Genomic DNA, 17,045 nt, shown 5'->3' with positions numbered 1-17,045 from the left:
GAAACCGGAGTCAAAGTCCCCCTTTCCAAGGGGGATTTAGGGGGATCTCCAAGGACTTGCGGCATGGAAACAAGATGTTTATGGGCAGACGAGGGGCGAGGGATGCTCCCATAAAAAACCCCGTTGAGTTCCAGTGTTCACCATGTCCTACAGCTTCGATATCGTCGGTGTTGCTCCGGTGCTGGAGTTTTTCACCCATCAGCAGCGGATGGAAACCAAGCCCCAGCGCAGCCAAGCCTTTTTGGGTAGCTCCATCTGCACCCTGGACGCCTTCATTAGCGCCACGGAGGCCGTCCACCGCAAGCCCGATTGGGACTGGGACGAGATTGTTGGCAAAATTGTGGAATTTTGGCTGCACCAAGAAGACGACGTGCGCCACTGGAAGCAGCAGTTTGAATCGGCCCAAGGCCAGGACAACCTACTGGTAGGCCGAGTAGTGAACTACACCTCCCTGCGCCAGGAGTTTGAGGGACTGTTTGAGGGCTAACGGGCGGCGAACTGGGCGAGATCATGCCAGAATATAGGCTAACTTGCGCGTCTAGTCTTCCAGGGCACCCTTGATCAGGCTACTTCTTAAGATCCAAGAATTGTTCCTTCGCTGGTGGGGCGACTTCACCCTGCAAACGCGGCTGATGGCGGGGGCAACGCTGGTGGTGTCGCTCATCACCAGCGGCCTCACCTTTTGGGCCGTCAACACCATTCAGTACGATGCGCGGCTGAACGACACCCGCTTTGCCCGAGATTTGGGTCTGCTGCTGGCGGCAAACGTGGCCCCCCTGGTGAACGAAACCGACCGCACGGAACTGGCCCGCTTCTCCTACAGCTTCTACCAAAGCACCTCCAGCGTGCGGTATATGCTCTACGCCGATGAGAACGGCGACATTTTCTTTGGCATTCCCTTTTCAGAAGCGGCGGTGCAAAATTCCCTCACCCTGCGGCGGCGGATGCAGTTGCCAGAGGGCTACGCCGAAACCACGGATCGGCCCTTGGTGCGCCAGCATCTTACGCCAGCGGGGGAAGTCACCGATGTGTTTGTGCCCCTGAACTACAACGGCAAGCACCTGGGCGTGTTGGCCTTGGGCATTAACCCCAACCCCACGGTGGTCGCCTCGTCGCACCTAACGCGGGATGTCACCATTGCGGTGTTTGTCTCGATTTGGGTGATGGTGATTCTGGGAGCGGTGTTCAATGCCCTCACTATTACCCAGCCCATCAAAGAACTGCTGCTGGGGGTAAAAAACATCGCCGCCGGAAACTTTAAGCAGCGGATCGATCTCCCCCTAGGGGGTGAACTGGGTGAACTGATCTACAGCTTTAACGACATGGCCGAGCGCCTAGAGCGCTACGAAGAGCAAAATATCGAAGAACTGACCGCCGAAAAGGCCAAGCTGGAAACCCTGGTATCTACCATTGCCGATGGCGCGATTTTGCTCGACAGCGATATGCACGCCGTCTTGGTAAACCCCACTGCCCGCCGCCTGTTTAACTGGGGCAACCAGTCCCTCGATGGGGCCAACATCCTCGAACACCTGCCCAGTCCCGTGCGGGTACAGCTCACTCGCCCCCTGTTCCAAGCCGTCCAGGGCGAGGCCGAGGCCATGGAGTTTCGCATTCCCCTCACCGAACCCAGTCACCGTACCCTGCGGATTTTGCTGAATACGGTGCTGGATCAGGCCAAGGAAAACGTGAAGGGGCTGGCAATTACGGTGCAGGACATCACCCGCGAAGCCGCCCTCAACGAGGCCAAGGCCCAGTTTATTAGCAACGTCTCCCACGAACTGCGGACGCCCCTATTCAATATCAAATCCTTCATCGAAACCCTCCACGAGTACGGCGAAGACCTCAGCGACATCGAGCGCAAGGAATTTCTTGAAACCGCCAACCACGAAACCGACCGCCTCACCCGCCTGGTGAACGACGTACTGGATTTGTCGCGGCTGGAGTCGAGCCGTCAGTACATCATCGACGCCGTGGACATCGTGCAGCCCATCGAGCAAACCCTCCGTACCCACCGCCTCCACGCTAGGGACAAGCAGATCGACCTGCGGCAAGAAGTGGAACCCAACCTACCCCCGGTGCTGGGTAACTACGATCTTCTGCTGCAAGTGTTCACCAACCTGGTGGGCAACGCCCTAAAATTCACCGAACCCGGTGGCCAAGTCACCCTTCGCGCCCGCCGGGTGCCCTGCCAAACCCAGGACGGTAGCCCCGACGAAACCCAGGCCGACTGCATCCGGGTAGAAGTGGCCGACACCGGAATCGGCATTGCTCCCGAAGATCAGCAGGCCATTTTCGACCGCTTCTTCCGGGTCGAGAACCGCGTCCATACCCTAGAGGGAACCGGGCTAGGGCTATCCATCGTCAAAAACATCATTGAGAAGCACAACAGCCAGGTTCACCTCGATAGCGAAGTCGGCGTCGGCACCACCTTCTGGTTCGACCTCGCCATTCAGCCCTCGGCGGAGGACACGCCCAGCCCCGCCGATCCATCCCTGGTGGCTGTCGCCGAGATCGATCCCTCGGCCCAAACGGTTCTCAGCGCCAATTAGTTCCCTGTCGCCCTTTAGCTATGCCCCCATCGTCTTCCTCCCCGACCCCAGCGGCCTTGTCCTCTGAGGCTTCTGGGATCCCATCCCCCGCTGTCCAATCGTCCACTGATCAGGCTGATCATGGGGATCACGGGCCTTCCCACAATCACGGACATCCCCATAGCCATCATCACGGGCACCCTCACCACGGCCATGCCCACGGGCATCACCACCACGGGCACGAGGGCCATAGCCATGTCCACGGAGCCATTGACCCAGAAATTGCTGCCTCAGAACAGGGCCTTTGGGCGGTGAAGTGGTCGCTGGTGGGGCTGGTGATTACGGCGGTGCTTCAGGCAGGGGTGTTCTGGCTGTCTGGCAGCGTCGCGCTACTGGCGGATCTGATCCACAACATCGGCGATGCCCTCACGGCCCTGCCCCTAGGGGTAGCGTTTATGATTTCCCGTCGCCAGCCCACGGAGCGCTTTGCCTACGGCTTTGGACGGTTAGAGGACTTGGCCGGATTGGCCATTGTCGGCGTCGTGCTGGCCAGTGCTTTAATCACCGCCTACGAATCCATCGAGCGCTTTTACCATCCCCAACCCCTCAGCCATCTAGGAGCCTTGGCGGCGGCGGCGCTGGTGGGCTTTGTGGGGAATGAACTGGTGGCCCTGTTTCGGATGCGGGTGGGCCGACGGATCAACAGTGCCGCCCTGATTGCCGATGGCCAACACGCCATGGCCGATGGCTTGGTGAGTTTGGCGGTGTTGCTCAGCGCCATCGGGGTCAGCCTGGGCTACCCCTGGGCCGACCCGGTGATTGGCCTGGTGATTACCGCCGTGCTGCTGAAGATTGTGTGGGAATCGGGCCAGACCGTCTTTACCCGCCTGCTGGATGGCGTAGAGCCCGAATTTTTGGAAGCGGTCGATCACGCCCTAGGTCACGTCCCTGCCGTGCAGAAGCCCTCAGCCCTCAAAGCTCGTTGGCTGGGTCATCGGCTGTACGTCGAACTCGATGTGGCCCTAGCTCCTACCCTGTCGCTGGCTGAAACCCAATCCATCACCACTCAAGTTGAGCAGACCCTCAAGGAAGCCCTACCTTACCTAGGCTGGGTGAGGGTGCGCGGTGTCCCGTCGATGGCATCCCTGCCCTCCCCGAATCGGTTAGACAATGGCACACTAGAAACAAAGGCCCCCGCTGAGAAGGATTTGTGATGACCATTGACGATTCTCTACTAGAGCTAATTTTTAGCGGTGCCAACCTGTTTGTGCTGCCCTTCTGGACGCTGATGGTGCTGGTGCCCAACGCCAAACTCACTCGCACGATCATGGCCTCTCTGTGGCCCGTAGCCGCTTTGGCAAGTTTGTACCTATTCCTATTTGTAGCTAGCTTTGGCAACGTGGAGGGCATCGAAGCCTTCTCTGATCCCAACCTGAAGCTGGCGGACTTGGCCAACCTCTTCGCCATTCCCTTTGTCACCGCTACGGGTTGGGTGCATTACCTCGCCTTTGACCTGTTTGTGGGTCGCTGGATTTACCTCCAAGGTCAGGAAACGGGCGTTTTCACCCGCCACTCCCTGGCGCTGACCCTATTTGCGGGGCCAATGGGGTTGCTGTCTCACCTCGTTACGACGGCTATCTGGCAACGGCTAGCCAAACCAATCCCAAACGCCCCCAGCATGGATGCCCCTGATGCTTCCGCCTAAGCCTTGCCTCAGCGATTCAGCGGTAGGCAAATTACAATTCCTGGTTTAGGATTCTTGATCCGCAACCTTGAGGGCAAAGGCGGCTAGGGTTAGGCTGAGGCGTGCCTGTTCGATATCTGAGAGGCTTTGCCAGTCGGCTTGGGGGATGGATTGCAGGTTGAGATCGAGGATTTCGCTATGGCCATCCCGGAGGGAGTAGACCAGGGGACGAGCTAACACGGCCAAATCTCCGGCATCCCAGGTGGGTAGAACGGACTGGGCACAGGCCACAAGGCGATCTAGGTAGGTTTGACGGTTGGCTTCTAGGGTGGCCACGGCGGTGGCTAGGGTGTGAAGCAGATCGTCGGATAGGGAAATCTGAAGTTGGGTTTTTAGACGTTGGAGGATGGTGGCTACCCCAGGAGCCGAGGCATTAGCCCACTGGCTGGTCATCTGGGCCGAAAACCGCTGCCAACCTTTCGCCAGGGCCGCTTCAATCAACGGGTCGTCGTCCCCTAGAGGATCATCGGCAAAGTAGGCTTCTGAGGCTTCGTGATGGGGTAGCCAGGGGTAGATCGGCGGCGGGCTGACCAGGGCGGAGAGGAGGTCGGCCTTGGCCTGATCGAGGATCTGGGAATCGGAGTGGGAAGACGACATGGGCGAGGTCATAACTCTACAGGGGAGATGCACAGAACAGTGATGGATCTTGGTAAAGACTACAGTACCGTCAGCGGCCATTCCGTATCCTATCCTCACTCGGTGCGCTTTCCAGGGTGAATTCCATCAGTTGCCCCTCAGGGCTACCAAAGCGTAGGGCGGTGCCTAGGGCGAGGGGGATCTCTGCCCGATGAACATGCTGCCAATCGGCCCCATCGAAATAGTAAGAGCCAAATCGAGATTGATCCCGTAGGTAGTAGGTGGGTTGATCCGGATCGGAACCTAGGCCATTACGGCAGAAAATTTCCGCATGTTGGCCGGATACCCAGGGCTCTGGGATGACCAAATCATTGTCCGGTAGACGCCCCACCCGCAGCTGCCCGCCGCCCATGCGCCAGATCCGGTTGGGATGGTCGGCGCAGCGCATGACCGGGGTTGGGCTATGGGGGAGATCTTGACCGGGCAGTTGGGTCACCGCTGGGTCAATGGGGTGCAGGAGGGTGCCCTCAAACTGGGGATGCTGGTAGAGCACGGGCAGCGTCCAAGCCGGATGGTTAAATCGATAGACGGTGAGGAGGTGTTGGCGGGCGGTGGCCATAGCCTGGGCGACCCATTGCCGCTGGGCAAGACTCTGGGCCAACACCTGGATAAAACTCAACGCCTCCTCATCGGCAATGGAATCGCGCATGGCGAGCACCGCTGGCACCCCATGGTGCAGCAACACCTCTGCCAAGCTACTGCGGGGAATTACCTGGCTTTGGCGTTGATCGGGCTGTGCCCCCCAACAGGTATTAAACACCGCTAGCCGCAGACGACAGCGGGCCAACACCTGGGCCAGCTCCATGCCGCTTAGGGTCATCTCTGGGCTCAAAAACAGCAGCCCCCCATCCGGAGCTGGAACCCCGTGCCCTGCGTAGAAAAAGACGTTGAACTGGCCCTGCTCTAGGGTAGAGACCAGGGTTTTGGTATCGGGTTCCACTAGGGTGCTTACCTGACAGGGCACCGCCGAAGCGGACGATCCGATCCGCGAGGCACTCTGTTCTAGCAGATGCTTGAGGACAGCCGCCTCCTGGGCCAGTTGCAGCGTCGCCGCCGACACCCCCCCATGGCCCACCGCCTCCTGACCCAGCACCAACAAAATTCGCAGCGATGAATCGAGGGCAAGCGGCGGTAGGGTATCGACGGCGCTGGTGGTGCGGCTAAACAAAATCTGTGGCCCCAGAGACACCGCCGGACGACCGGGCTCTGGCTGCATAATTTCCCAGGGCAGGCTAATCAGTTCGGGAGCCCGAATTTCGAGCTGAAGGTGCAGGGGACAGCCTAGGCCCATGGCCATGCCCAAACTGCGTTCTAGGGTAGATCGCAGGGGGCCATCGAACAACCAGTTCCACAGGCTGACCCCTAGCCCCTGCATCAGCCGTCCGGTTTGCCCCCCTGTCTCCAGGGGTGGCCCCACCTGATCGAGCAGGGCATCGAGATCAAACTGGGGCACGTAGGCTGAGGGGACGTGGGGCACCAGGGGCAGGCCGCGCAGGGAGAAAAAGTCCTGCCATCTGGCCCACAGTTGAGCCATGGCCTCATCCCATACCCGGTCGTGGTGGGCATAGCCATCGGGGAAGGGGCTATTGAGCACCCAAATGGCATAGTGGTTGGCATCCGCCTTGGTCAAGCGATCTAGGGCAAGGCGTAGGGTCAACGCTGGGGAAGGGGACATAGGACAGGGCAACAAACCAGGACAGGGCAGGGTTCCCAGGCGCAACCGATTTCCCAACCGACCCGCGCCCCAGGCACACAAGCGGAGATCCGACAATGCGGCAGGCTAGGGACTAGAACAGGTTCCTCGCTGGCTGGGCGTGATTTCATCGAGGGGCGTGGCGTTGGTTCCCAGGGCCATGGCCCGCACCCAACCCTGCCGACCGGGCTGAGCCACTGGCCCCACGGGGTTGCCGGAGGTCAAGGGTACTGTGCCTGGGAGGCCATCTGATCCCTGGGGGGCTAGGGCCGGGGAGGATCCGGCGGGAATGGAGCAAACCTGAAGATACACCCACTGGATCTGATCGGGTAGGTCACGCCGATCAACCACCTTAAGAATACTGCCTACGGGAAGGGTGGGCAGGTTTCCGGGGGGCACTGCACCCAGGGATGGGGCCAAACCCAGGGGATCGGGCTGACTAGGGTTGGCCCAGGCCACCGACCGCTGCCAAAAGGATCCCACGGCAATATCCACCGTCGTGGAGGCCAGGGGCAGGAGCGCCTGTGCCCCAATCTCCTGGGGCCAGGGGGGGAGCGGATCCAGGGCCAAGGGCGGGGGTTGCCAGCGGCGGTAGGCCCATCCCGCCCCCGCCAGCAACGCTAAGGTGGGCAGGGCTCCCGCCAACAGGGCTTTCCAGGGAAAGGAACGCGCCTTGGGGCGGGCATGGACTGGGGGATCGGGGGCATTCAGGGGTATGGGGGTGGGTGAACCAGAATCCGCCGGGGCCGGGGCTACGATAGTGGTTTGCGGTGCCTCGCAGGGGTCTACGGTAGACGCGGTGGGAGTCACAGCCGCCGCCGCAGACAACCGTTGGGCAGCGGCGGGGAGAGGCTTGGCCTGGAACGCTTGGGGGGTAAACCGCATCAGCCCCACGGTCACGTTATCGTGACCATTGAGCTGGTTGGCCCACTGAATCAGCGTTTGGATAGCGGGCGTGAGGGGGGCCACTTGCCCAACCAGGGGAGCCACCGTGTGGGGCCAGAGCATGTCCACCCGGTCATAGTCGCTGAGGCCGTCGGAGCACAGCAGCAGCAGGCAGGGATCATCGATTAAAAAGTGCTGCACCGTGGGGTAGAGGTAGGCGGAATCGTTGATGCCAAGTGCCTGCACCAGGGCTCCGCTCCCGGTCATGTGGGTTGCCTCTGGGTAGAGGGCATAGCCCATGCGCACCTCGCGGGAGGCAACATCATCATCCAGGGTAATTTGGTAGGCGGTGCGGGCGCTCACCCGATAGGCCCGACTATCCCCTAGGTGGGCCACGGAAACGTAGGGAAAATGCACCAGGGCCAGCACGGCTGTGGTGCCCATGCGGGCGCGGGCCGAGCGATGTTCGTCGTTGTTGCGGTCGGCAATGTTGGTGTTCACTTGCGCCATGGCCTGCTTGAGCCACTGGGCCACGGTGCCGGGGCTGAGGGCCTGCTGCTGGACGAGGGCCTGAAGTGCCTCTGTGAGGGTTTGGATCGCGATTTGGGAGGCCACATTGCCGTGGTCGTGGCCCCCAATGCCATCACAGACCAACAATAGGGGCAGGGCTTCCTGGGCCTGCCCTTGCCCCACGAGCACCTGTTTTTGGGCCTGCCGATGGGGGAAACAGGCGTCTTCGTTGCGGTCGCGGGCTGGCCCCTGGTCGGTATCGGCATCCCACTCTACGGTCACGGTTAGCCCCATAGCTAGGGTTTGAATCGCCTGATCTAGCTCCGCCAGCAGGGCCGTGGCCGAGGCAAATTGCCCCCGTGACAGGGCAGTTGTAAGCCAGCCGAGATAATCCTGAATCGCGGGCTGGGCTTGGGCCACCCAGGACTGCCAGCGATGGCCGAGGTTGGCTAGGGTGGGAGCCTGGGGCGGATCGGCCACCAATCGAGTGACCCGCAGCAGGGATTGATCCACCCGCAGAGTCTCTGGGGACAGCAGCGTAGAGGCCACATTCTCTTCGGTTAGGGCGGGCCACAGCAACGCCATTTGCCGCAGCCAGTCCAATTGTTGCAAGGCGGTTCCCCCGGCCCAGGCTTGGCTAATCGGCGGCAATACCTTCACCTGAATGGCCTCCGATGCCGAGGGAGGCAGGGTAATGGCCAGAGGGGCAGCATCCAGCAGCAGCACATCGACCCCCAACCCGCTGACGGTACTACTGAGGTAATCGTAGGGGCGTGGAATGTGCTGGATGAGGCTCGATAGATGTAGATAGGGCAGCACCGCCGGGGGAATAGGATCCACTGGGGCGATGGGTTCCTCCAGGCGGGTATCGATCCACACGGGGTGCTTCCATACCAGGTAGCGCTCGGCAATGGGGCGACCGGACGGAGGCGTAGTGCCGTGATCCCACGGTGCCCCTTCGCTCACCGCCAACAGAAGGCGATAGAGCAGAGGGGTATTGCAGGTGGGGCAGCGACCCAAAGGCTGGGTTACCCAGGCGCGGCAGGTCGGATTGGTACAGTGAATCACTATCCGCTCAGGCTGTAGAGAACTGCGATCATCCTATCGACCCCCTGATGGCCTATGGCCTTGTCCTAGCCCCTGTTTTCGGGAAAACCGCTAACGGTCAGTCTACTGGTCGTTGGCGACCACCTGGGGCAGACCCATGCTGTAGTTCAGGGCACGGCTCTTGAGGTTGTAGCTAATTTGGCCCGTTTTCAGCAAGTCTTTGATGAAATATTCTAAATCGGAGCCAATCCGGCGCAGGTTGTAGTCGGTGAGATCTTCGCCCTCGGCGGCGTCTACGAGGCGATCAAACTCCCGATAAACGGCCTTGACGGACTCCTCCGACCAGTTGAATTCATTGTCAGGATCAACATCTAGGGTGAGGCGATCTTCGCTGGGCACCAGGGCGTTGTTCTCGACAACAGCGGTATAGATGTGTACGTGGCGCGTGGTGGACTTCAGCATCATGGTCAGACGGTGCCTCTGAAAGGGTGCATGGCTGTACGTATTTAAGCCTACCCGATCCGCTGTGCGAATCCCAATTCTTCGCCCAGCACCCGTGCCCATGGGTGGCAACGACTGGGATTATAGGCCGCAGTAGTATTCCCCCCAGCGCAAATCGCGGGCCGCGTCGATATCCACACAGGTGAACCCAGTTACTTGGCCATTGATCAGCCCATAGATGTCGTGCCAGCCCGAAGCATCGGAGGCATAGCGCACCGCACTAACGCTACCGCAGGCTTGAATCAGCCGATCCCCCATGTTGCGCATAAACTGGGGCGACGACAACACCGACGCTTGGCCCTGGCCACCCAGGCGAAAAGTCATTTCGTGGGGCCGATCTCGATAGGGAGAAACGTCGCTAGACGCCAGATAGATAGCCCCTAAAAAGCCGTTCCTAACGCCGTTGAGGCGCGTTCGTTCTTCGGCCAGTTGGCGATGGCAGGCATCACTGAGGGGCGGTGTGCCCTGCACCAGAAAATCCCCTCGCACCCAGCCCACCGCACCGGATTGCAAAAAGCGCACCTGATGCCACTCGCGACAACTCACGGTACTACCACAGGGCTCAAACGCTGATCCCAAAATCGCCACCCGATCCCCCGCTAGGCCATAGTGTTGGGCCGGGTGCTGGGATCCGGGGCCAGTGCGCACATTAATCTGAGAACCAGGTTCGGCGGTTAACGCCCCTAGCTCATTGGCTTGGGCCATCGAGGGTTGCCAGGGTTGTCCGCTGCCCAGCCCCAGCCCTACTCCTAGCAGCAAGCCTAAGGGTATCGAGGCCCGTTGCGTTGCCATAACTGCTCCTGAAGTGAGTTGCCTGCGTTGTCTGTAGGGTACCCATCCCGCCACGCCGACCGGATCTGGATGTAACGATGCGCAACGTTGGCCAGGGGCAGGCCATGAACCATCACAGCCCGTTCCTCCTCAAGTGTCCGTTCACCGAACTCCCTGGCCCATCGACCTACGGGGTGGGCTTGGCCTGATCCAATAGCCAGCCATACCAATGATCCAGCCCCTCTCCCGAGGTGGCCGATAGGGGAAACACCTGAATATCGGGGTTCACCTGGCGGGCATAGGCGATACAGCGATCCACATCAAAGCTGACGTAGGGCAACAGGTCAATTTTATTGAGCAGCATAATCTGACTAGCCCGGAACATGTGGGGATATTTCAGGGGTTTATCGTCCCCCTCAGTGACCGAGAGAATGGCGACCTTGGCCCGTTCCCCCAGGTCAAACAGGGCCGGACACACCAGGTTGCCCACGTTCTCAATCATCAGCACCGAGCAGGCCGAAGGTTGCAGGGTTTGCACCCCCCGTCGCACCATCTCCGCCTCTAGGTGACAGCCCGTGCCCGTGTTCACCTGCACCACATCGCAGCCCGTGGCTCGAATCCGCTCGGCATCGTGGAGGGTGGCCTGGTCTCCCTCAATCACCGCAAAGGTGAGGCGATCCTTGAGGTCGTTGATGGTCTGAGTCAATAGCGTCGTCTTGCCCGCACCGGGGGAACTCACCAGGTTCAAGGCCAGCACATCGCGGCCCTCAAACCAGCCCCGGTTTTGGGCGGCGATCAGGTCGTTTTTGGCCAGAACGTTGAGCTCTAGGGTGTGGAGGTTGGGGAGTGGGGAGTGGGGAGTGGGGAGTGGGGAGTGGGGAGTGGGGAGTGGGGAGTGGGGAGTGGGGGCATGATCGTGGGTATGGCCGTGGCTGTCCGGTGACCCGTGACGGTGGGTGAGGGTTTGGCCGTTGGGTAAGGTGTGGGTGTGTTCAGCGGTGGATTCAGCGAGGGAGGTGATTTCCCCGGTGGTGAGGTTCGTCAAGGTCGGTTCGGCCCCGTCGGAACAGCCGCAGGTTACGCACATGGCATTGTCTCCATAGAAAGAATCACAAGCCCTTCTCCCGCGATGATATCGATGGCTAGGCTATCGCACTGGTCGCAAATGCCGTAGGGCATCTCCAGGGGCATTTCGTACCCACAGTCTCGGCAGCGCCCCCGCCCTGGCACGGTTTGGATCGCCAGGACGGCCCCAGCCAGAGGGGTGTTGGGGATACAGGCTTCAAAGCAAAACTGAATGGAATCGGGCAGGATGGCCGAAAGCTCACCAATTTCTAGGGTAATCTGCTGCACTGGGGCACCTTGGGCCGCTTCAGTCACGGTATCGATGATGGTTTGGGTAATACTGAGTTCGTGCATGGGTTGATCACGGCGCTATGGGATAGCTTAACCGCCGACTCCCCGGATCTGACGAAGCTTCCAGCAATCTTCAGGTTGGTCTCGGCGTCCTTCGTTCCCATCGGCAGACGATGCGCTTGCCCCAGGGGAAGAACCCATCGCCGTTAAGATCGGAAATGCAGGGGTTGCCTTGGCTTGGAGTAATAGAAGCTACACTATCCCTGAACGGAACGCCCGCCACGTTCTAGACCTTGGCCTCTAGGTTGCGGGGTGGATTCTGGCTCTATCTGCCCTGATGTTGATCTCATTGATGTCCCACTAATGCGGCCTAACCCTCTGTCCTTCATGCTTGAGAAACTCAACCGATGGCGTCAGCCCCCTGGGCGCTCATCCCGGCGGGCCAGTCGTTTAGTCTGGTGGCTGGCTCCGGGCTTATTGGTCAAGCGGTGGCTGTTCCTCAGCGCAGCGGGGGTGCTGATGGTGGGCATTGGCATCATGATTTGGCTGCGGCTCACCCCAGTTTTTTACACCGGGCAGGTGATCGGGGCGGCATTGCGACTGTTCACTACCTACGTGCCCAACTATGTGAGCGGGCCGCTGGGCATTTTGCTGGGGCTGGCGCTCATTCTGTGGGGCCAAAGCCGCACCGTTGGGGTCATCACCGATGTGCTGATTCCGGGACAGGAGGAGGAACTGCTGGATGCCCTACTCACTCAGCGGCGATTATCGCGGGGGCCAAAGATTGTGGTGGTGGGGGGCGGCACGGGCCTTTCCAACCTGTTGCGAGGGCTGAAGCACTACAGTTCCAATATCACCGCCATTGTCACCGTGGCCGATGATGGCGGATCGTCGGGGCGGCTGCGGCGGGAAATTGGCGTGCTTCCCCCCGGCGATATTCGCAACTGTCTCTCGGCCCTGGCGGATGAAGAAAAGCTGTTGACGGAACTGTTTAAGTATCGCTTTGAGGCGGGCAGTGGGTTAGTCGGGCACAGCTTTGGCAACCTGTTCCTCACCGCCATGAGCGAAATTACCGGGGATTTAGAACAGGCCATTGCCGCCAGTTCCAAGGTGTTGGCGGTGCGCGGACAGGTGATTCCCTCCACCCTCAGCGATGTGCAACTGTGGGCGGAACTCGACAACGGTCGCCGGATCGTGGGCGAATCTAAAATTGCCGAGGCTCGCCGCCGCATCGTCCACATTGGTTGCTTGCCGCCCAACCCCCCTGCTCTACCCAAGGCCATCCGCGCCATTGAAGACGCCGACTACATCATCATTGGGCCAGGAAGTTTGTATACCAGTATCGTTCCTAACCTGCTGGTGCCGGAACTCGTCAAGGCCATTGCGGCCCAGCGGGTACCCCGCATCTACGTCTGCAACATCATGACGGAACCCGGAGAAACCGAGGGCTTTTCCGTCTCCGATCACATTCGTGCCCTCGATTCTGCCTGTGGCCAATACCTGTTCGATGCGGTGCTCGTGCAAAAAACGCCCCCCGCCGAGGCCATCGTTCGTCACTATGCCCAGGAGGGCGTTGGCCCCGTCATCCTCGATCGCCAAGCGGTGATAGAATCCGGTCGCCGCATCATTGCCGCCAACATCATGGAAGAGCGATCCGACCTGACCGTGCGCCACCATCCCGACCACCTGGCCCGTGTCCTGTTGCGCTGGTACTCCCGCACCCAGCGAGTTTGGCCCTAGGATCTGGCCGGGGCGATTCTCCTAGGGTAGGAATGCCCTAGGGTAGGCCCAAGGCTCTAGCCCAGCGCTTTGATCATCGCCTGCTGGGCCGCAGCCTGGTACAGGGTTTTCAGGTGGGTCATCACGGTGGGGGCATCCTCTGGAGGCAGGGGGAGTTTGCCCAGGGTGTCTAGTACCGTAGTTTCGGAGGGCGTAATCACCACCAGATCCGCATCTAGGGGCTGATCGTAGCGCCAAAACTGGCTTAGATCGACCGTGGCCGTTGGCGGATTGGAGATGGGCTGCTCGGCGGCGGGAGTTTCCCCCTCGTCCTCGAAGGGATCGGCCACCTGGCGCTTTTGACGCAGCGCCTCCAACAAACTCTCGCGGCTGCGGCCCCGCAACTGAAACAGCACAAAGGGATCTTCCCGGAATAAATCGCCCAATTGGTAGTAGACCGCCGCAATGTGTTTGCAAGGATTCTTGGGGTCGGGGCAACTGCACTTAGAATGCACCTCTCCCAGGCTAAAGGGATAGAGGCTGAGGCCGTTAGCGGTAAACACGGCTTCAATATCGGCGGGCATTTCCCCGGCCAGTAACTGAGCTGAATAAATCGCCTGCTCCGAAAGGGAATCAATCACATAGTTCCAGTCCTCGGCGCTGAAGGTATCCAGCCAAATCGACAACTTGTAGGGCTCTTCTGCCGTCCCCTGCACTAGAGCCGTCACCTTGGCCCCCTTATATTCCAGGCTCAGGATATGCCCCTCCCGCGCATAGATTCGCCCCCGTTCTAGGCGCTTTTTGAACCGATAGGCATTCAGCAAATCCACCCAACGCTGTACCCACCAGGCTTCCTCTTCCAGGATATAGACCGGAGATGGAGGCGAAGAATAGGCCGTCATGGGGTCACCACAGGGAGGTTGAGGAGATCGGGTCGCCGGACTCAGCCTTGCCGCTAAGATGGCTAAGTGCCACTATCGCAAGGGATACCATGTCCGTTTCCAAGGCTGAAGCTCAGCAGTTGCTAGAACGACTCATCTTTGATACTACCGACCCCCAAGACTGGGTGCAAGACGTGTGGGGCCTCAGCCCCATGATGGGCGACAGTGCCGCTAAGCTGCTCGATGTCTTCCACGCCCTGATTGATTGTTGCCCAGAGGAGCAACTCGACAACCTCGTCAAGGGGATCTACCAAGAACTGCTCGATCTGTAGGCCGTCTTAGTTGTCCGCAGGCAGACCATCGGTCTGACCGCCCCCAGTCGCCTCTCCCAGGAAACACTGCCCTAAATTAAGGATCACTGTCCTCGCTGAACCGATTTGTGTGGGTCAAAATTGGTAACCATCGGGAGTCCATCGATGCAGGTTTTGCGTCGTATTGTCAAGGTCTTAAGGATCACTTTACTTTTGGGCTACAATCGAAAAGATTCACGAGGAGGTGGGGTATGTTTGTTAGGCTAGCTGAGCAGCATCGACAATTTGTGAAAGACTTGGTCATGAACCTTCAGGCTCTGGCCATTGTGCTAGAAGGGCTGGGGTACCTCGCCTCCTGCTACACCTGCGGCGGCCAGATGAACAGTGCCTCCTTCATGGTCAGCCTCGGCGACAATCACTTGATTCGCTTTCTGGTGTCCGACTATGGCATCACCTGGACGGAAATGCGCGACGACCGCGAACTTATGAAGCTGGAAGGGGCCGAGGCCATTCAGCAACTCCAAGAACTGGCCAACCTCGCCAAATTCAAAGTCGCCCCCGCTAGCCCAGCACTGCCCACCCAGGTCTAACCCGTTCAGGCCGTTCTATGCAGGCGATGGTCAAACCCTAGGCCATGGCATAGATCCAACATTGCCCATAGAGACCGAGACTAAAGTCATTTTGTCGAGGCGTCGTATCGCGGTGCGCTTGGATACGCCTGACATACTGAATCTATCCCAAGCAGCGTCCCGTTTGCACTTGTCGAATCCAATACTTGAGCAGTGGAAACCACAGCACTTTGAGAGCGCGTTTGTGATCTACTGAGGCTCAGTAGATCACAAGCTTATGCTGCCATAGGTAGATATACAGCCCGGACAAGGGGGAAATGTCGCTCAATGACTTGGTGGATGAAGGAGAGCATGGTTTTGAGCGGGAAACGCTCTTGAAAGACTCGTCTACCGCCGCGTCGGGTTACGCTGACGGTCTGCCACAGGAGGGAGACCCAGAGGTTCACTAAAATAAAGTCGAGAGCGACGTAGAGCAGCCGTAGCACGGGATTCTTGGTGGTCGAGCGGATGCGGGCCTGATGTTTGAGGCGATAGCTGGTCTCAATGCCGAAGCAGTCACGATAAGGACGATGCACCTGTGACTCCGCCACCTTGGCCCGATAGACCCCATAGAGCAGGTATTGGATGCCATGCTTCCCTGACAAAGGGCACGGGTGCCGCCGGTTTTGCCCCGGATCATGGCGGACATGATGAACGGAATCTTCAACGCCATCAACCACCGAATCACCGGCCCGCTGTAAAAGCCCCGGTCGAGATAGAGGCGTTTCACCTTCACCGCTAAGGTGTCCATCGCATCGCGTAGGCGAGTGATCATCGTCCGTCAACGCTGGGGGAGGGGATACTGAAGCCGACATTCCGCAGGTTGACAAAAAGAGTATTGAGGGTGGCTGAGGTAAGCTCAGGGCAAGCGATGGGGACGTGCCTTGAAGATAGAAAACCTGGATCATTTGGGGTTGGTAGCGGCCATCGTCGATGAGATCGGCCTGGTGGAACTCACGGACGAGTTTCTGCCCGCTCATTCGTTGAACCACATCAGCCCCGGACAAGTGGTGAAAGCGATGATTTTGAACGGGTTGGGGTTTGTCAGTGCCCCGCTGTACCTGTTTAGCGAGTTTTTCGAAGGCAAACCAGTGGAGCACCTGCTGGGATCGGGGATAACGGCGTCGCACCTGAACGATGACCGTCTGGGGCGGGTGTTAGATCAGGTGTTTGAGTACGGGACGACGATGTTTTTTCTGAAGGTGGCGATGCAGGTGGCCCAGTGGTTTGGGGTGAGGGCTTCCCAGTGCCATCTGGACTCGACCTCCTTTGCCCTGGACGGGGAGTCTGCGATGGAGAGCGAGTCTGCGGCCCCCCCGGAGTCTGAAGGCCCCCAGGCGATTAAGATTTGTTGAGGCGATTCACGAGACCATCGGCCAGAGTTGAAGCAATTTTTAGTCAACTTAATCTGTAGTGCCGACGGGGGCATCCCGGTGTGGCTTCAGGTGGGCAGCGGCCATGAGACCGATAGCCAAACCTTTGCGGGGCTAATGCGGGCCTTTGCCGAGCCGTGGGAGATCCCCGATTTGATAGTGGCGGATGCGGCGCTCTACAGTGAACCGAATCTTCAGCAAGTGGGGCGTTTGCCGTGGCTGAGCCGGGTGCCGCACACCCTCAAAGCCGCTCCCACCCTAGCCGCCGCCTACGAAATCTCCCGTGCCGTGTCCGTGTCCGTGCTCTGCGCCTCTGGCCTGTCCGAGGTGACCGCACCGATGGCCATTGCCGCCGGGGCCGCTGGCGTGGGCGTGGGTTCCGCCGTCAACAAGCTGGATAACCCCCTGGCCATGGTCGCTGTGGTTCGCAAACTGGCCGAAAGCCTGCAAACCGCCAAGGTTGCCGCTCGCGCCTAGGTCTG

The 17,045-nt window shown here is 59.7% G+C and carries 17 protein-coding genes and 1 pseudogene; 9 read left to right on the top strand and 9 right to left on the bottom strand.

All coding sequences use genetic code 11. The annotated features are described in order from the left end of the window. Positions 1–142 precede the first annotated feature (142 nt). The 4 genes from H6G62_RS18460 (at position 143) to H6G62_RS18445 (ending at position 4,233) form a co-directional block, all read left to right on the top strand. Positions 143–487: a hypothetical protein gene (locus H6G62_RS18460; RefSeq protein WP_190497827.1), complete on the top strand. Its 345-nt coding sequence runs from the start codon at positions 143–145 to the stop codon at positions 485–487. A gap of 70 nt (positions 488–557) precedes the next feature. Next, the gene (gene nblS, locus H6G62_RS18455) at positions 558–2,549 is read left to right on the top strand and encodes a two-component system sensor histidine kinase NblS (protein ID WP_190497825.1); all 1,992 of its coding nucleotides are present in this window, start codon (positions 558–560) and stop codon (positions 2,547–2,549) included. A gap of 20 nt (positions 2,550–2,569) precedes the next feature. Then, entirely contained in the window at positions 2,570–3,742 is a 1,173-nt protein-coding gene (locus tag H6G62_RS18450) for a cation diffusion facilitator family transporter (RefSeq protein WP_190497823.1), read from the top strand. Continuing rightward, complete coding sequence (locus H6G62_RS18445; protein ID WP_190497821.1) at positions 3,742–4,233, top strand: ABA4-like family protein; 492 nt, start codon at positions 3,742–3,744, stop codon at positions 4,231–4,233. The genes H6G62_RS18450 and H6G62_RS18445 overlap by 1 nt, the downstream gene beginning before the upstream one ends. Before the next feature lie 45 nt (positions 4,234–4,278). Here H6G62_RS18445 and H6G62_RS18440 read toward each other — a convergent pair whose 3' ends face one another. From H6G62_RS18440 to H6G62_RS18410, 7 genes are all read right to left on the bottom strand, one after another. Beyond that, positions 4,279–4,869 carry a hypothetical protein gene (locus tag H6G62_RS18440; RefSeq protein WP_190497819.1) on the bottom strand — a complete coding sequence of 197 codons (591 nt, stop codon included), beginning with the start codon at positions 4,867–4,869 and terminating at the stop codon, positions 4,279–4,281. Between the two features lie 70 nt (positions 4,870–4,939). Then, entirely contained in the window at positions 4,940–6,583 is a 1,644-nt protein-coding gene (locus tag H6G62_RS18435; protein WP_190497817.1) for a CHAT domain-containing protein, read from the bottom strand. A gap of 105 nt (positions 6,584–6,688) precedes the next feature. Then, a complete protein-coding gene (locus H6G62_RS18430) occupies positions 6,689–9,064 on the bottom strand; it encodes a protein phosphatase 2C domain-containing protein (RefSeq protein WP_190497815.1) in 2,376 nt (791 codons plus the stop codon). Between the two features lie 102 nt (positions 9,065–9,166). Next, the gene (locus H6G62_RS18425; protein ID WP_190497813.1) at positions 9,167–9,508 is read right to left on the bottom strand and encodes an NAD(P)H-quinone oxidoreductase subunit M; all 342 of its coding nucleotides are present in this window, start codon (positions 9,506–9,508) and stop codon (positions 9,167–9,169) included. A 117-nt stretch (positions 9,509–9,625) separates the two neighbouring features. After that, positions 9,626–10,336 carry an SH3 domain-containing protein gene (locus H6G62_RS18420; RefSeq protein ID WP_190497811.1) on the bottom strand — a complete coding sequence of 237 codons (711 nt, stop codon included), beginning with the start codon at positions 10,334–10,336 and terminating at the stop codon, positions 9,626–9,628. 166 nt (positions 10,337–10,502) lie between these two features. Further along, positions 10,503–11,402, bottom strand: a complete 900-nt coding sequence (gene hypB, locus H6G62_RS18415) for a hydrogenase nickel incorporation protein HypB (protein ID WP_190497809.1) — start codon at positions 11,400–11,402, stop codon at positions 10,503–10,505. Then, positions 11,393–11,734 carry a hydrogenase maturation nickel metallochaperone HypA gene (locus H6G62_RS18410; RefSeq protein WP_190497807.1) on the bottom strand — a complete coding sequence of 114 codons (342 nt, stop codon included), beginning with the start codon at positions 11,732–11,734 and terminating at the stop codon, positions 11,393–11,395. Before H6G62_RS18410 ends, hypB begins: the two co-directional genes overlap by 10 nt. A 300-nt stretch (positions 11,735–12,034) precedes the next feature. Between H6G62_RS18410 and H6G62_RS18405 the strand changes: the two genes are divergently transcribed. Further along, positions 12,035–13,411 carry a gluconeogenesis factor YvcK family protein gene (locus tag H6G62_RS18405; protein ID WP_242052161.1) on the top strand — a complete coding sequence of 459 codons (1,377 nt, stop codon included), beginning with the start codon at positions 12,035–12,037 and terminating at the stop codon, positions 13,409–13,411. A gap of 56 nt (positions 13,412–13,467) precedes the next feature. On the opposite strand, the gene H6G62_RS18400 is transcribed toward H6G62_RS18405, so the two are convergent. Then, positions 13,468–14,292 carry an SWIM zinc finger family protein gene (locus tag H6G62_RS18400; RefSeq protein ID WP_190497805.1) on the bottom strand — a complete coding sequence of 275 codons (825 nt, stop codon included), beginning with the start codon at positions 14,290–14,292 and terminating at the stop codon, positions 13,468–13,470. Positions 14,293–14,381: 89 nt separating this feature from the next. On the opposite strand from H6G62_RS18400, the gene H6G62_RS18395 reads away from it, so the two are divergent. Together H6G62_RS18395 and H6G62_RS18390 are read left to right on the top strand one after the other, a co-directional pair. Then, positions 14,382–14,603 carry a hypothetical protein gene (locus tag H6G62_RS18395; RefSeq protein ID WP_190497803.1) on the top strand — a complete coding sequence of 74 codons (222 nt, stop codon included), beginning with the start codon at positions 14,382–14,384 and terminating at the stop codon, positions 14,601–14,603. 230 nt (positions 14,604–14,833) lie between these two features. Continuing rightward, complete coding sequence (locus tag H6G62_RS18390; protein WP_190497800.1) at positions 14,834–15,172, top strand: DUF1815 family protein; 339 nt, start codon at positions 14,834–14,836, stop codon at positions 15,170–15,172. A 254-nt stretch (positions 15,173–15,426) separates the two neighbouring features. Here H6G62_RS18390 and H6G62_RS18385 read toward each other — a convergent pair whose 3' ends face one another. After that, positions 15,427–15,795 (bottom strand): hypothetical protein, encoded by a 369-nt coding sequence (locus tag H6G62_RS18385; RefSeq protein ID WP_190497798.1) that lies wholly within the window; start codon positions 15,793–15,795, stop codon positions 15,427–15,429. A 279-nt stretch (positions 15,796–16,074) separates the two neighbouring features. Here H6G62_RS18385 and H6G62_RS18380 point away from each other — a divergent pair, with 279 nt between their 5' ends. Beyond that, positions 16,075–16,545 carry a DUF4277 domain-containing protein gene (locus H6G62_RS18380; protein WP_190497796.1) on the top strand — a complete coding sequence of 157 codons (471 nt, stop codon included), beginning with the start codon at positions 16,075–16,077 and terminating at the stop codon, positions 16,543–16,545. Between the two features lie 261 nt (positions 16,546–16,806). Continuing rightward, positions 16,807–17,040 (top strand): annotated as a pseudogene (locus tag H6G62_RS18375) (DUF561 domain-containing protein); the annotation flags it as partial. Positions 17,041–17,045 lie beyond the last annotated feature (5 nt).

It is taken from the genome of Phormidium sp. FACHB-1136 (genome assembly GCF_014697375.1).
Lineage (GTDB): Bacteria > Cyanobacteriota > Cyanobacteriia > Phormidesmidales > Phormidesmidaceae > Nodosilinea.
Note: the sequence above shows the minus strand (reverse complement) of the source record. Positions and strands in the feature narration are given on the sequence as shown.

Excerpts from the sequence above, each read along its gene's own strand:
- H6G62_RS18460 (WP_190497827.1), top strand. The coding sequence starts at position 143 with ATGTCCTACAGCTTCGATATCGTCGGTGTTGCTCCGGTGCTGGAGTTT.
- H6G62_RS18450 (WP_190497823.1), top strand. The coding sequence starts at position 2,570 with ATGCCCCCATCGTCTTCCTCCCCGACCCCAGCGGCCTTGTCCTCTGAG.
- H6G62_RS18445 (WP_190497821.1), top strand. The coding sequence starts at position 3,742 with ATGACCATTGACGATTCTCTACTAGAGCTAATTTTTAGCGGTGCCAAC.
- H6G62_RS18440 (WP_190497819.1), bottom strand. The coding sequence starts at position 4,869 with ATGTCGTCTTCCCACTCCGATTCCCAGATCCTCGATCAGGCCAAGGCC.
- H6G62_RS18435 (WP_190497817.1), bottom strand. The coding sequence starts at position 6,583 with ATGTCCCCTTCCCCAGCGTTGACCCTACGCCTTGCCCTAGATCGCTTG.
- H6G62_RS18425 (WP_190497813.1), bottom strand. The coding sequence starts at position 9,508 with ATGATGCTGAAGTCCACCACGCGCCACGTACACATCTATACCGCTGTT.
- H6G62_RS18420 (WP_190497811.1), bottom strand. The coding sequence starts at position 10,336 with ATGGCAACGCAACGGGCCTCGATACCCTTAGGCTTGCTGCTAGGAGTA.
- hypB (WP_190497809.1), bottom strand. The coding sequence starts at position 11,402 with ATGTGCGTAACCTGCGGCTGTTCCGACGGGGCCGAACCGACCTTGACG.
- H6G62_RS18410 (WP_190497807.1), bottom strand. The coding sequence starts at position 11,734 with ATGCACGAACTCAGTATTACCCAAACCATCATCGATACCGTGACTGAA.
- H6G62_RS18405 (WP_242052161.1), top strand. The coding sequence starts at position 12,035 with ATGCGGCCTAACCCTCTGTCCTTCATGCTTGAGAAACTCAACCGATGG.
- H6G62_RS18400 (WP_190497805.1), bottom strand. The coding sequence starts at position 14,292 with ATGACGGCCTATTCTTCGCCTCCATCTCCGGTCTATATCCTGGAAGAG.
- H6G62_RS18395 (WP_190497803.1), top strand. The coding sequence starts at position 14,382 with ATGTCCGTTTCCAAGGCTGAAGCTCAGCAGTTGCTAGAACGACTCATC.
- H6G62_RS18390 (WP_190497800.1), top strand. The coding sequence starts at position 14,834 with ATGTTTGTTAGGCTAGCTGAGCAGCATCGACAATTTGTGAAAGACTTG.